Source organism: Bacillus cereus group sp. MYBK139-1 (assembly GCF_051916915.1).
GTDB lineage: Bacteria > Bacillota > Bacilli > Bacillales > Bacillaceae_G > Bacillus_A > Bacillus_A pacificus.
In genome coordinates, this window is sequence record NZ_JBQAHO010000001.1 from 1,978,231 (window position 1) to 1,993,070 (window position 14,840).

Consider the following 14,840-nt stretch of genomic DNA (forward strand, 5'->3'; position numbering starts at 1 on the left):
TTATGTTAAAATATTAATGAAATTTGATTATGTAGGAGGGCTTTTTTGAATACTATATTCATGTTCATTTGTATTATATTAGTAGCTTCTATTTTACAAACGAGTACCGGTTTTGGCTTTTCTATTATGGCAACACCTTTCTTACTCATGTTATTTCTACCACAAGAAGCTATACAAATAAATATCATTTTATCATTCATTATTTCTATATCACTCATTTGGAAAATAAGAATGGACATTGATTGTATTCTACTGAAAAGATTAATTGTCGGCAGTATAGTTGGTGTTCCTTTTGGTATTTTCATTTTCGTTTCCATTAACATCAACACGTTTAAATTAGCAATTAGCATCCTGCTCTTACTATTAACGTTGATGCTAATCTGTAACTTTAAGATTCAATCAACAAAATCTAGAGATTTCTTAGTGGGAGGATTATCCGGTCTTTTAACGACAAGTATCGGTATGCCGGGACCACCTCTGTTGCTGTACTTTACAGGAACTGATACAAAAAAAGAGAAGCTGAGAGCAACTACTTTAGCTTTTTATCTATTTATATATTTCATTAGTCTACTAACGCAAATACTCTTTAGTGGCACAAACAAGACAATTTGGGAATCAAGTTTTTACGCTATTCCAATCGTATTTCTAAGTTTGTATATAGGTCAAATTATTTTCAAATGGCTTAATCAACGGATTTTTAAAATATTTACGTACATCCTTTTAAGTTGCACGGGCATATATCTTCTTATTGAAAGTTTGCATTCGTTATAGAAGGTGCTTTAGTTTGTGTCATAACGGATAAGTTTTCAATATTTTTAAACGTGATAACAATAAAAAGCGGCTATTATGCCGCTTTTTATTTTCACTTAAACTAACGTTTCATCACAAATCTCTGTTACATTTTTAAAATATTGCAAGTTCTCCTTCGCTTCAGCTTCATTAAATAAGTTGAGTTGCCTCATTATTTCAGTAGCAAATTCAACGTACGCAGACCCTACCGCTGTTATTATTTTCCCATCAACAGTTACATCTTTGTTTTGTTTATATTCCCATTCATGTAAATGCGCTAACTGTTTTTCATCTGCTGTTAACGATGTTGAGAATTTCTTCTTATTCAGCACTCCTGCTGCATGTAGTAAAGATGTTCCTGCACAAATACCCGCTATCCATTTATTTTGCTTATGTAATTTATTCACGATAGATAACAATTGATCATTTTCTAAATGATCAAAAATATGTCCGCCTGGTACGATAAACACTTCATAGTCCTCTACTTCAATATGCTCCATAGAAACATGTGGTTGACACAAAAAACCTCCTTCTCCTGTAACTGTTTTTCCATCTACAGTTGCTGTTATTATTTCGAATTCCTTACTTATCAAAAATAAACTCGCTATATTCACTTCAAATTCTGCAAATCCATCAAATAAAAAGATTAAAGCTTTTTTCATATTATCTCCTCCCTCTATACTTATTCGAAGACAATCACCTTTCTCCTCCAAAAAAGGCAAACCTGCATCACAGGTCTGCCTTTTTACTCATTTCTTATTAAATCCTTTTTCACTTAAAAACTCTTTCATATGCATTCTTTTTTCTTTAGACATAAACGAACTCATCGATTCCGTCCATGTTGCGTTTTTCTTATTTGATGATCTTTCTTTATAATACGCGTTCATCGTTTCATCGTATTCATTTAATAATTCATCATATTTCTTTTCATCATATCCATTTTCATGAAGGATTGCTGCTATCGGTAAACGTGGTTTCACTCCGTGATTTTCATCTGGTACACCGACTGTCATTCCGAATACAGGATATACTTTATCTGGTAAATGAAGCAATTCGCTCACTTCTCTCGGATTATTACGAATACCACCAATATAACAAATACCGTATCCTAACGATTCTGCTGCTAACGCTAAGTTTTGCGCGAAAAGTGAAGCATCTACAGTTGCTACGATAAAGTCTTCTACTCCTTCATGCTTTATCTCTGTACCATGTTTTTCACATGCCATTTCAAGTCGTTTTAAATCTGCACAACAAACAAAGAATGCTGCGCAGTCCTTCACATGACGATTTCCGGATAACTCTGCTAGTTTCGCCTTTAAATCTTGATCGGTTACATATATAACAGAGTAAGCCTGTACAAAATGCGAGGAAGCAGCATGCTGCCCAGCTTGCACCATTCTTTCTACTACATCTTTCGGAATGGATTCTTCTTTATATTTACGAACTGAAACGTGTTGCTCCATTTTATGTATCATCTCATTCATGAAAATCACTCCTTTTTTCTCTTCCTAATGAAAAATTAACATATCTTTTCCAATATTCACAACTTATAAGCACAAAAAGAGCAATTCTTTTTGAATTGCTCTTTTTAAAAGATCTATTAATACGGTAAATGAAATTATATCGACGATTTTTTCAATATATCAACGATCCCCTGCACTATATCGACGATTTTTCAAATATATCGTCGATTCGACAAAGAATATCGACTTACTGACAAATAACGACAAACTTACTCCAAATTATTCCTTATCTTATTACGCTGTTTTCAACACTTTAACACCTTTTACGATATTCCAAATGAAGTAATAAATCCCTACAAGAATGAATACTGCATATGTGATCATGATCCCAATTCCAGCACCGTCAGATTGATTGAATCCTAAACCGTATATTCCTGATATCGCTAACCCTCCGAATAAAATTGCATACGGGAAAATATGTGACCAAAATGCTTTTTTCGCGTGATATTTCACTTCATCCTCTGCAACGAAGTACACGATAATTGGTAGTAAAAATGGTGCAAAAAAGATACTAAAGTAACATAGTGAAGATAATATATTATTTCCTTTCATCCGATTCACCTCTAAATAGTTTTTGTTATCTTCATTATGTCAGGAATCCATTCTAGAAACTATCGCTTTACCTTTCATTAAGATGACATATTTGTAAGATTCCCCTCAAAAAATCCCGCCTAGAATGCTAGGCGGAATCACTTTCTCTATATTCGATTCATAAACCAATATTGCGTAATGGCTAAATATTCACGTATATTCGATGGAATGACAATTCGCTTTGGTGTTTCGGCCGGAAGACCTTCTAATTGTAAACCTTGCTTAGCTGCTATTTTTTTCGCTCTAAACATATGGAAGTCATTTGTTACGATCATTCCTTTTTTCATATTGTCCGGAATTAAAGGTTTTGAGAATTTAATATTTTCATCTGTACTCGTTGACTTATCTTCCATTATAATGCGGTCTTCTGCAATTTTTAGTTTTATTAATTCATTTTTCATTGCTAATGCTTCTGAAATATCTTCCCCTTTTCCTTTCCCTCCAGACACAATAGCAATTACTTTCTCATGTGCTTTCAAATACTCAGCTGCTTTATCAATACGATATTGCAATGAGTACGATGGTTTCGTTCCGTTTACTTTCGAGCCTAATACAATGATATAATCAGCTTCATAGGTCGCATTCATTTGCCCATGCTTATAAATGTTATATTGTAAAAATCCCACATAAACGGCGCAAACCATTATAATTCCTATCATATACTTCATTATTTTTTTCTTTTTCATATCCATATACTCCTATGTTCTTTGCTTCTTTCATGATAATATCCATTTATTTGTTTGTATACAGACAAATTCCAATTCAACCTAATTTATCCTCTAAAAAGTAATATTTATATTTCTTTCGGGAACAGTAAGTACAACTTTGCACGAAGGAGTGTCTCTATTGCTTCTCTTTTTATGTAACGTATCGTTCTTTTTTATCTTATTTTTACTATCACTTAAGATGCTCGGTAAATCAGCTTTAGCACAACTAACGCCTCATGATTTTGGTGCTATTATCTTTTTATCTTATTTAGCTTTTCAGGCCATACCAGTCTCTGGTGCTTTGCAAGCTTTTCTCGGTATGGTCGTTATTACATGTTTGCATTTAATCCTTACAAAATTAAGCCTATTCAACAAACTAAATCGTTTCATTCTCGGGCACCCGATTATTTTAATTAAACATGGTGATATTATTTTTGAGAACTTACAAAAAAGTAGGTATCCCATTGCTGAATTACTTTCTAATCTTCGCGTCGCAGGATATCCAAGTGTTCATGAAATTGAATACGCTATTTTAGAAGCGAATGGAGCCATTAGCATTTTACCAAAGCGTGAACTTGTCCCATTAACTCCGAAAGATTTGAACATAGATGTTAAGTATGCTGGATTACCAATTGCCCTTATCGTTGATTCACAAATTCAATACGATAACTTAAAGTTAATTCATAAGGACGAAAAGTGGTTATATAAAGAATTAAAAGAAAAAGGCATCACAAATATTAAAAACGTTGCCTTTGCGTCTGTTCAAGAAACGGATGGATCTTTTGCTATTAGTTTAAAAGAATAAAAAATCCCCTTACTTACTCAAGGGGATTTTCTTTATCATATCGCTTCTTTCTCGCCTGCCATGTTTAATGGCACAGGATGTTTCATACGATTCATCGTAAATACGATAATCGCTGTCAATACTTCCGCTACTGGCATAACGAGCCAAATTCCGTTGATCCCAAATAATTTCGGCATAATCCATAATAATGGAATAATAAATAGCAACCCTCGGCTCATTATAATAAGTACTGATTTTGTCGTTTGTCGCACTGATTGGAAGTACTCTCCATACACAATGTTATAGCCTAAAAATACATATTGGATAAAGAACAAGCTCATACCTGTTAATGTTAACTCCAATAACTCTGGAGATTGGACATCAAATAGACCAATAATATATTTCCCGAAGAATAATCCGACAATTATTGCAACGCCTCCAAGTACAACTGCAATTTTCACTGCAAACTGCAACCCTTCACGAAGTCTCTCTGCTAAATTTGCACCATAATGGAAACTAGCAATCGGTTGTAATGCAGCACCTACCCCAAAGAATAATAGTAATGTCATTGCATGAATACTATTCACCATCGCATAAGAAGCGACTCCTACTTCCCCTGCATATTGAACGAATGCAATATTAAAACCAATCGTTACAATCGCTACTGTACTTTCTGCTGTAAAGCTCGGGAAACCGATTATCATAATTTGTTTTACTGTATCCCATTCAAAATGGAATTTCGTCCATTTTAAAATACTACTTTTTCTAAAGAAGTGTGTTAATAATACAAGGAAACCAACCGCTGCTGAAAGAATAGTTGCTGAAGCAGCTCCTGTTACGCCCCATTTAAAGATGAAAATAAAGATATAGTCAAACACTATATTTAATACAGCTGTTACAACTAAACCTGCCATTGCTAAATTAGGATTTCCATCATTTCGTATAAATGTACTTAAAATATTTTCTAAAACGTATATCATTCCAAATGTTAATAATACGTGTAAATAATCTAACGCATACGGTAAAATTACTTCATTCGCACCGAATACGTATGCTAAATCTTCTATTCTCCATAAGCAAATCGCCGCTAAAACGCCTACAATAATGACTGCTACCGTCATGGATTGAGTAAAAATAGACCTTGCTCTTTCAATTTTATTTTCACCTAATGCAATGGAATATAACGTTGCCCCGCCCATTCCAATCCATAATGAAATAGAGAAGAAAATTGAAAACGCTGGAATAGCCACGTTTACTCCTGCCAATCCATTTGCTCCAACTCCCCGACTAATCATTACCGCATCAATTACAATATTAACCGACATTAATACCATTCCTAGAACAGCTGGTATTAAATAAGAAATAAATAAACTTTTTATCGGTTTTTCTCTTAATTTTTCTGTTGCTTCCATACTATTATGCTCCTTTTTTCAACTCTCTTTCCTTAGTTTAAACCTTCAAGTAACTTGAAGGTCAATAGAGAATTTAAAAAATAGGTAACTTAATTATCGTATTTAATACCCATTTGTAATGATACGAGTGCTACAGCTTATTGTTTTATTTTTTTATGATAGGAATTTGAATTTCTGTTACTTGCTCCTCTGGATTTTCTGTTACAGACCAATCAATTAATCCAATCTCAATCGCATCTCCACTTACTTCATATCCTTCTTGATCAATGTACGCAAGTAATTCCTTATACGTTGCATCTGTTTCTTCATACGGTCCATGATGATAAGAACAAGCATATAAACCTTCCTTAATCTCATCTGAATTATGCACTTCATACGGCATATAATCCAAAAGAATAAACACGCTACTATACGCTTGAAACTCATTTTGCATGAATCCTTTTTTCGCAACTGTTACACCAATATCTCCAGAAAATAAACTATCATCCATTTGCCTCATATTTTTTTGCAACGAATGGATGTAGTACTCAAACATATCATCCGTCGTATTCGGAGCAACCGCAATGGCTGTTATTTTTCGCCGCGGGATCTCTTTTATTACCATTTGTTTAGCTTTTGCTTCTGTTGCTTCCTTAATCAAATGAATTCTATGCTCCATTTTCGCCAAAGCATACTCAATTTCTCTTTGTTTTTTCAACATCATTTCTTGTTGTTTTTCCAACAAATTGAGTGCGTATGCTGGATTTCTTTCATCAATATATTTCTTAATTTCCTTTAATGGAATATTTAATTGGCGTAAAAACTTAATCGTATCTAATAGTGAAAATTGATCGATTGTGTAATAGCGATAATTTGTTTGTGGGTCCACAATGGACGGATGAAAAATTCCTTTTTCATCATAATAACGTAAAGTAGATTCCGCTATATTATGCATTTTTGCCATTTCTCCAATTGTAAAGCGTTTGTTTAATAACATCTTTTATTCCCTTCCATTTCTATTTATTTCATTATATGTTCATACTATCTTCAAAACAAAAAAGAATTCCCTTAAGAGAATTCTTTTTATTCATTATTACACCTCTATAATTATAGGAAGAATCATCGGTTTTCTTTTCGTACTCGTATATATATACTTCCCTAAAACTTCTCTTACTTCTCTTTTCAAAATACCCCAGCTATTCACTTTCTCTTTCTTTACATTATTAATCGTAATAACAGCTAATTTATTTAATTCCTTCAAAAATTCTTCTGAATCACGAACATAGACGAATCCACGAGAAATAATATCAGGACCTGAAATTATTTCTCCATCCACTTTATTAAAAGTAATAACTATAACGAGCATTCCATCTTCTGAAAGTTGTTTTCGATCACGTAATAATGCATTTCCAACATCACCAATTCCTAATCCATCTACATATATATTTCCTGCTTGTATTTTTCTCGATTGAATTGCCACTTGATTACTTATATCTACAACATCTCCATTACGAACGATAAAGATATTTTCTTTTTCGACACCAATTGATTCCGCTAGCAAGCTATGGTGATGTAGCATTCTAAACTCTCCATGAATGGGGAGAAAATATTTTGGCTTCATTAATGTGAGCATTAACTTTAATTCTTCTTGATATGCATGGCCAGATACATGGACTCCAGTAGAACTGCCTGATCCGTAAATCACTCTTGCCCCTAATGCAAATAAGTTATCGATAATTCGCGAAACATTACGTTCATTTCCTGGAATAGGAGTCGCAGCTATAATAACTGTATCTTCTGGTAAAACATCTACTTGCCTATAGTTTCCACTAGCTAAACGCGCTAAAGCTGCCATTGGTTCTCCTTGACTTCCTGTACAAAGTATTGCGACCTGCTTTGGATCTAAATTATTTACCTCATTTGCTTCAATTAGCATACCTTCTGGAATATTTAGATACCCTTTCTCTAGAGCAACTTCTACTACATTTACCATACTTCTCCCGAGCAAAGCCAGTTTTCGATTTGTTTTTATACAAGCTTCAACTATTTGCTGAACACGATTCACATTAGAAGCAAAAGTAGAAATAATCACTTTCCTATTTGCTTTCATAAATATTTCCTCTATCCGTTCCCCTACCGACCTTTCTGATGGGGTAAATCCAGGTCGTTCTGCATTTGTACTTTCAGATAGTAAAGCTAATACACCTTCACTACCTATTTTAGCCATTTTATGAATATCAGGATGTTGATTATTAACTGGTGTTAAATCAAATTTAAAATCACCTGTATGTACTATAGTACCTTCTGGTGTATGAAAAACAATACCGAGGCAATCTGGAATACTATGATTCGTTTTAAAAAAAGTTGTCTTAATAGCACCGAAATCAATTTCTGATTCTGAATGAATAACGATTAATTCTGTATCATCTTGAAGGTTATGTTCCTTTAATTTAATTTCAATTAAACCTAACGTTAACTTCGTCGCATAGATTGGTACGTTTAGTTGTTTTAAAAAATATGGTATTCCCCCAATATGGTCTTCATGTCCATGCGTCACGACTAATCCGCGAATTTTTTCTTTATTTTCTTGTAAGTAGGTGACATCTGGAATGATTAAATCAATTCCTAATAAACTTTCATCTGGAAATTTTGATCCACAGTCAATAACGACAATATCATTTTCAAATTGAATAACATACATATTTTTCCCTATTTCATTTACTCCACCTAAAGCAACGATAGACAAGTTATTTTTTAATGACTTCAAATGATAAGTCCTCCCTTTCACATTTATAATTCGTGAAATAGCATTTAGGCTTTATTATTTGTAATGAAAAAGGACTTCATACTATTTCATACATATATAAATTCACACGCTACTCTTATATGTATATCCCCAATTACACAGTCTCTCTCTAAAAAAGCCCCCATTTTTTCATTGATTTTTTGTAAAATCTATTATATATTAATTACAGGTTCAAATTACAAGTTCAAAAGAACTTGTAATCAGACCCTTTGTTTAATGGGTTTTACATATTTTCATTAGGCAAATTCCGAGAAATCGTATGATAAAAATAAAAATGATAAGGAGAGGATCCGATGGAATTCGAATTTTTCTTTCAAATTGCACTTATTTTATTAAGTACAAAGCTTGCTGGTGATCTTAGTGTTAGATTAGGTCAACCTTCTGTACTAGGTAAATTAATTGTCGGTATCGTTATCGGTCCAGCTGTATTAGGTTGGATTGAAAACTCAGAACTTCTAACACAATTAAGTAATGTTGGTGTTATTCTTTTAATGTTTATGGCAGGACTTGAAACAGACTTAGAGGAATTAAACGCAAATCGTAATTCTTCTTTAGCTGTTGCACTCGGAGGTATCATTCTTCCATTCGTAGGTGGTTACGTTTCTGGTCTTATTATGGGAATGGAACAAGGAAATGCTGTATTTTTAGGATTACTTCTATGTGCGACAAGTGTTAGTATTTCCGTACAAACACTTCGCGATTTAGGAAAGATGAAAACACGTGAAAGTACAACTATGCTGGGCGCAGCTGTATTTGATGACATTCTTGTCGTTATTTTATTAGCATTTGCAATGAGTTTCCTAGGTACAGACGATGTTAACTTAACAATGATTATCTTGAAGAAAGTTGTATTCTTCGCTTCTATTATTTTAATCGGATGGAAAGGTGTTCCTGCGATTATGCGCTGGTTATCACCACTACGCGTATCTGAGTCTATCGTGAGTGCGGCTCTTATCATCTGTTTCTCATTCGCATATTTCGGCGAACTATTAGGAATTGCTGGTATTATCGGTGCTTTCGCAGCTGGTATCGCAATTTCTCAAACGAACTACAAACATGAGGTAGAAAAGAAAGTAGAACCAATTGCTTACGCTATGTTCGTTCCAGTATTCTTCGTAAGTATCGGTATGAATATTACATTTGACGGTATTGGCGATCAAATTTGGTTCATCCTAGCATTAACAGTAATCGCTGTATTAACGAAACTAATCGGTTGTGGCTTAGGTGCACGAATGACTGGATTTGACGCTAAGTCTTCTGCAATTATCGGTTCTGGAATGGTTTCTCGTGGTGAAGTTGCACTTATCATCGCAGGAACAGGACTTTCTTCAGGTCTACTAGCACAAGATTACTTTACAGCTATCGTTATTGTCGTTATTTTAACTACAATGATTACACCACCAATGTTAAAATACACTTTTGGTGCAAAAGATAAAGCAATGAAAGCAAGTAAATAAGTTTAATAAAAAAGAAGCTTACTATCTTATAAGATAGTAGGCTTCTTTTTCGTTTTATCTTTAAACAATCCCGTTCGTTTTTAACCATTTTTCAAAAATAATTCGTGCTTCATCATCATCAATATCATTACGAAATGAATACACCATAATGCCATAATCATCTACATATTCACCTAGCTTCATTTCCTCCACTTTCTTATAGAAATCGTCTACCTCATAGTGTGGAATATACGCATCCCAAACTGGTTCATGTATTCTTTTGTACGCTGTCACTTCTAAATCATATCCATCTTCATAATATCCGATGTGATAATGTTGACTAGGATCATATTTCTTCATAATAATTCCCCTCCCTTTGAAAACGTATCATATTTCACCTAATAAAGTGAAACTTTAATCAGCCTTCACCAATCGGACTTTAATGGGATATACAAAAGCGAGCTGTAATCACAGCTCGCTCGATTCATTAAATGCGTTCCATCGCTGTCTTCAACGTTCCAACAACAAAGGCAATTTCTTCACTTGAAATAACAAGTGGTGGCGCTAATGTTAAGACGTTATTATATCCTGCTGTTGTCATACCGTTTCGCCCTATTATTAACCCTTTTTCTTTACAAGCATTTACAACACTTGCAATTTTGTCGTTATCAATTGGCTCTTTCGTCTCTTTATCGTTTACTAGTTCAATTCCCACTAGTAGACCTTTTCCTCTAATATCTCCAACAAGTGGGTGCTCCCCAATTTCTTCTTTTAATTGCTCTAATAAAAGAGAACCCATTTGTGCAGATCGCTCAATTAAATTTTCATTTTCCATAATTTCTAAGTTTTTAAGTGCTAGTGCACAAGCTGCAGGATTTCCACCAAATGTATTAATATGACGGAAGAATTCATATTCTCCCTTTCCTTTAAATGCTTCATATATTTCTTTTTTCACAGCTGTTGCTGATAATGGTAAATATGCACTCGTAATGCCTTTTGCCATTGTAATAATATCAGGCTTCACATCATAATTCATAAATCCAAATGCCTTTCCTGTACGTCCAAAACCGCAAATCACTTCATCGCTAATAAGCAGGGCACCGTGTTTTTGACACGTTTCATGAACAGCTTTCATATAGTCTTGTGGCGGCATTAAAATGCCTCCGCCTGTAATAATTGGTTCCATAATAAAAGCTGCAATCGTTTCACTTAGTTCCCATGTCATGACCCGATCTACTTCTTTTACACATTCTACATCATAAATGTTCTCTCTTTCTATTCCAGGCATACGATAACAATCTGGCGGCGTTACATGTATAAATCCTGAAGCAAATGGCTCATATTGATATCTACGCTGTGCCTGTCCCGTCGCTGCCATCGTTGCCATTGTATTCCCATGATAGCCGCGGTAACGTGACATAAATTTATAACGATGTGGTTCACCTTTTTGCGCATAGTATTGTCTTGCTATTTTAAAAGCTGTTTCGTTCGCTTCCGAACCACTATTAGAGAAGAAAATAACATACTCTCCTCCAAGCCATTCATTTAATTTTTCTGCAAGCTTTATAGCCGGTTCATGTGATTGTGACATCGGAAAGTATGATAATGTTTGTAATTGCTTATAGGCTGCCTCTGCAAGCTCTTTTCTGCCATATCCACTATTCACACACCAAAGACCACTCATACCATCTAAATATCTTTTTCCTTGTATATCTTCAACCCAGCACCCTTCTGCTTTTGCCCCTACCATTGTACTATTTGGACTAAAGGGACGCATTCCGTGCCAAACATATTGCTCATCTTTTGCCAATAATTCATCAGTCTGTTTCGTTTTCATCATTTCTTCCACCTTCCATAACAACTTATTTTTCACAAAAGCTGCGCTGGTACCATGATGATTTAAATTTCTCCCTGCTTATTTTCATTCCACAAAATTAAGACAAATCCTACTTACAAAGCAGTATTATTTACAAGAAAATGACAAAAGAAAAAGGAGCTTTTCTTATCTATCGAAAAGCTCCTCTTTTTTAATGCGAAGACGCGTCACTAATACCATGCCCAGTATTAGATTTCACGAGAATTTCATCAAATTTCGCTGCATCTTCTTTCTTACTAGATAAAACAGTTCCTAAATACGCTGCAAGAAATCCGAGCGGAATCGAAATAATTCCAGGTGTCGTATATGGGAATATCGCTTCCCCAACAAATATAGCTTTTCCAGCTACAGGGTTCCATACATTTGGGCTTAACGCTACAAGAACAATAGCTGATACAAGACCAACAATCATACCAGAGATGGCACCTGTTGTATTGAAGCGCTTCCAATATATTGTGAATAATATAACTGGCAAGTTTGCACTCGCTGCAACTGCAAACGCTAACGAAACTAAAAATGCTACGTTCAACGTTTGAGCAAATAACGCTAGTATAATAGATAATACAGCTACTCCAATAGACGCATAACGAGCCATGGATACTTGCTCTTTTTCCGTTGATTTCCCCTTGCGAATAATTTCATTATAAAAATCATGTGCGAATGCGGATGCTGCTGTTAATACAAGGCCTGCCACTACAGCTAAAATCGTTGCAAAGGCAATTGCTGATACGAAAGCAAATAAGAAATCTCCGCCCAATGCTTTAGCTAATAAAGGTGCTGCCATGTTACCAGCTGGATTTGCTTTAATAATTGCCTCATTTCCTACAAACGCCGCTGCCCCAAATCCTAAGAAAATCGTCATAATATAAAATGCGCCAATTAACCATGTCGCATATACGACAGATTGACGTGCCGTTTTTGCATCACGTACTGTAAAAAAGCGGACAAGAATATGTGGTAACCCTGCTGTACCAAGGACTAGTCCTAAATTTAAAGATAGCGTATCAAGACCATCTTTATACTTTACACCGGGATTTAAAAAAGAATCTTTTAACGGAGTAGCTGTTTTCATTTGCGCGAACATTTCCGTCACACTGAAATTAAATTTGGCGAAAACGATTACAGAGATAATAAATGTACCAGCCATAAGTAATACAGCCTTAACGATTTGTACCCAGCTCGTCGCAGTCATGCCACCAAAAATAACATACACAGTCATAAGTGTACCAACGATTAATACAGATGTTGTATATTCGATTCCTAATAATAATTTAATAAGTGCACCCGCACCAACTAATTGTGCAATCATATAAAAAATGGATATCGTCATCGTATTAAGCGCTGCAACTCCGCGAACTTTTTTCGCATCAAAACGCGCCGCAATCATATCTGCTAATGTGTATTTTCCCAAGTTTCTAAGCGGCTCTGCAACTAAGTATAGTACAACTAAATAAGCAACTAAGAAACCGATACTATAGAAGAAACCATCAAACCCAGTTAACGCGATCGCTCCCGCTATACCAAGAAAAGACGCAGCAGACATATAATCTCCCGCAATGGCCAGACCATTTTGCCAACCAGTTAATCCCCCTCCAGCTGTATAAAATTCACTCGCATTTTTCGTTTTCTTCGATGCAAAATAAGTTATGACGAGTGTACCAAGTACGATGATTAAAAATAGTGCAAAAGCGGTTGTATTCAAAGTCAGCCCCTCCCTTTTTGCATCTCTTGCAGAATATTTTGTGAGATTTTATCAAAGGATTCAGCTTTTTTGCTGTAAATCATACATAATGACCACGTCATAATAAATTGTGCAAAAGCAAATATCCACGCCCACGTAACATCACCAAATGCCGGTGTATTGAGTACCTTTGAATACGATGTTAAAATAGGTAACGCAATAAAAAAACTTAAAAAGAAAATACTCATTGGAACGATGAACTTCTTTTTCGTATTTAATAACAATTGAAATTCTTCTGACTGAACAACCTCTGTATAATTCACCTCATTTTGTAACTTACGTGCTGACGTATCATCTCGTTTCATTCTCTAATCCCCTCTCTTACTGAAAGTACAATTCCCCCTTGTATACCCAAAAACTAAATTTTATAAATATTCAGAAACTTATTTTCATTTTAGACAATCCATACATTCCTGCAAAGATTTTTCGATAGACATTTTTCGGCATTTTCCCCTAAGTTTTTAATATACTTTTTCAACATAAAATTTACGTGCCAGTGAAGCTTTCATACTCATTAAAACAAAATAAAAAAGTAGTGCTTATCGCACCACTTCTGTTTTTTTCTCTTTTTCTAAATTACGAGCTGTTTCGCTTAATTCAACGTCTTTTCCATCTTTAAGTGTTCCAAATATGAAATCGAATACTGGATTTGAAACACCAAACCAAAACTTTTCATTTTTATAATGGTGTAATATATGCTGTTTTTTTAGCCACCTACCAAACTTAGTGACGGGACGAATTGGCTTATGTGCAATATAATGTTTCCATTCATAAACGAGAAGCATAATAATCATTCCGATTCCGAATGAAAGTGTAATGGTAACACTTTTTGTTATCACGTATGATATAAGTAAATATATAGTAAAACTCGGTATACTAAACCATACAGGCAAAAATAAAAGTTTTAAATCATCTGGATATACGTGATGGTCATAATGTAATCTTCTTAGCATTTTTAATAAAAATACGTTTTTAGGTGGTTTTAAATGAAATAAAAAACGGTGTGTCATATATTCGTTTAGCGTATAAAAAATAATCCCAAACAAACATGCTAACAAACCGATCCATGTGAAAAATTGCATTTTTAAAATAATGATAAAAACAAATAAAATACTATACATAATAACGATATCATGTTGTAAAAAGAACTCTTTCCCCACCCTCTTCATCTTCCTTCCCCCTTTTCAAAAAAAACA

Annotated in this window: 15 protein-coding genes; 3 read left to right on the plus strand and 12 right to left on the minus strand. The window is 34.4% G+C overall.

Features of this window, described 5'->3' with window-relative positions:
* Positions 1–45: 45 nt before the first annotated feature.
* Positions 46–771, plus strand: coding sequence for a sulfite exporter TauE/SafE family protein (locus tag ACTFRS_RS10110; protein ID WP_440023668.1), 726 nt, complete (start codon positions 46–48; stop codon positions 769–771).
* 95 nt (positions 772–866) lie between these two features.
* Here the strand turns inward: ACTFRS_RS10110 and ACTFRS_RS10115 are convergent, their stop codons facing one another.
* From ACTFRS_RS10115 to ACTFRS_RS10130, 4 genes are all read right to left on the minus strand, one after another.
* Positions 867–1,451: a type 1 glutamine amidotransferase family protein gene (locus ACTFRS_RS10115; RefSeq protein WP_242293472.1), complete on the minus strand. Its 585-nt coding sequence runs from the start codon at positions 1,449–1,451 to the stop codon at positions 867–869.
* Between the two features lie 87 nt (positions 1,452–1,538).
* A complete protein-coding gene (gene nfsA, locus ACTFRS_RS10120; protein ID WP_242293471.1) occupies positions 1,539–2,273 on the minus strand; it encodes an oxygen-insensitive NADPH nitroreductase in 735 nt (244 codons plus the stop codon).
* Positions 2,274–2,546: 273 nt separating this feature from the next.
* Positions 2,547–2,864: a DUF4870 domain-containing protein gene (locus ACTFRS_RS10125; RefSeq protein WP_098270189.1), complete on the minus strand. Its 318-nt coding sequence runs from the start codon at positions 2,862–2,864 to the stop codon at positions 2,547–2,549.
* Positions 2,865–3,010: 146 nt separating this feature from the next.
* Positions 3,011–3,562: a YdcF family protein gene (locus tag ACTFRS_RS10130; protein ID WP_313897257.1), complete on the minus strand. Its 552-nt coding sequence runs from the start codon at positions 3,560–3,562 to the stop codon at positions 3,011–3,013.
* A gap of 187 nt (positions 3,563–3,749) precedes the next feature.
* Here ACTFRS_RS10130 and ACTFRS_RS10135 point away from each other — a divergent pair, with 187 nt between their 5' ends.
* On the plus strand, positions 3,750–4,415 hold the full coding sequence (locus tag ACTFRS_RS10135) for a DUF421 domain-containing protein (protein ID WP_000923931.1): 666 nt from the start codon (positions 3,750–3,752) through the stop codon (positions 4,413–4,415).
* 35 nt (positions 4,416–4,450) lie between these two features.
* Here the strand turns inward: ACTFRS_RS10135 and ACTFRS_RS10140 are convergent, their stop codons facing one another.
* The 3 genes from ACTFRS_RS10140 to ACTFRS_RS10150 form a co-directional block, all read right to left on the minus strand.
* Positions 4,451–5,806 (minus strand): MATE family efflux transporter, encoded by a 1,356-nt coding sequence (locus ACTFRS_RS10140; RefSeq protein ID WP_139867967.1) that lies wholly within the window; start codon positions 5,804–5,806, stop codon positions 4,451–4,453.
* A 145-nt stretch (positions 5,807–5,951) separates the two neighbouring features.
* Positions 5,952–6,782, minus strand: a complete 831-nt coding sequence (locus ACTFRS_RS10145; protein ID WP_440023664.1) for a MerR family transcriptional regulator — start codon at positions 6,780–6,782, stop codon at positions 5,952–5,954.
* Positions 6,783–6,878: 96 nt separating this feature from the next.
* Complete coding sequence (locus ACTFRS_RS10150) at positions 6,879–8,552, minus strand: ribonuclease J (protein WP_440023662.1); 1,674 nt, start codon at positions 8,550–8,552, stop codon at positions 6,879–6,881.
* Between the two features lie 332 nt (positions 8,553–8,884).
* On the opposite strand from ACTFRS_RS10150, the gene ACTFRS_RS10155 reads away from it, so the two are divergent.
* Complete coding sequence (locus ACTFRS_RS10155) at positions 8,885–10,048, plus strand: cation:proton antiporter (RefSeq protein WP_000393887.1); 1,164 nt, start codon at positions 8,885–8,887, stop codon at positions 10,046–10,048.
* 60 nt (positions 10,049–10,108) lie between these two features.
* Here the strand turns inward: ACTFRS_RS10155 and ACTFRS_RS10160 are convergent, their stop codons facing one another.
* From ACTFRS_RS10160 to ACTFRS_RS10180, 5 genes are all read right to left on the minus strand, one after another.
* Positions 10,109–10,387: a DUF3986 family protein gene (locus ACTFRS_RS10160; protein WP_016717048.1), complete on the minus strand. Its 279-nt coding sequence runs from the start codon at positions 10,385–10,387 to the stop codon at positions 10,109–10,111.
* Between the two features lie 127 nt (positions 10,388–10,514).
* Positions 10,515–11,864 carry an aspartate aminotransferase family protein gene (locus tag ACTFRS_RS10165; protein WP_139867971.1) on the minus strand — a complete coding sequence of 450 codons (1,350 nt, stop codon included), beginning with the start codon at positions 11,862–11,864 and terminating at the stop codon, positions 10,515–10,517.
* 190 nt (positions 11,865–12,054) lie between these two features.
* Positions 12,055–13,605 (minus strand): solute symporter family protein, encoded by a 1,551-nt coding sequence (locus tag ACTFRS_RS10170; protein WP_038812929.1) that lies wholly within the window; start codon positions 13,603–13,605, stop codon positions 12,055–12,057.
* Positions 13,606–13,607: 2 nt separating this feature from the next.
* Complete coding sequence (locus ACTFRS_RS10175; RefSeq protein ID WP_000817374.1) at positions 13,608–13,949, minus strand: DUF485 domain-containing protein; 342 nt, start codon at positions 13,947–13,949, stop codon at positions 13,608–13,610.
* A 234-nt stretch (positions 13,950–14,183) separates the two neighbouring features.
* Entirely contained in the window at positions 14,184–14,813 is a 630-nt protein-coding gene (locus ACTFRS_RS10180) for a sterol desaturase family protein (protein ID WP_000832152.1), read from the minus strand.
* Positions 14,814–14,840: the final 27 nt, after the last annotated feature.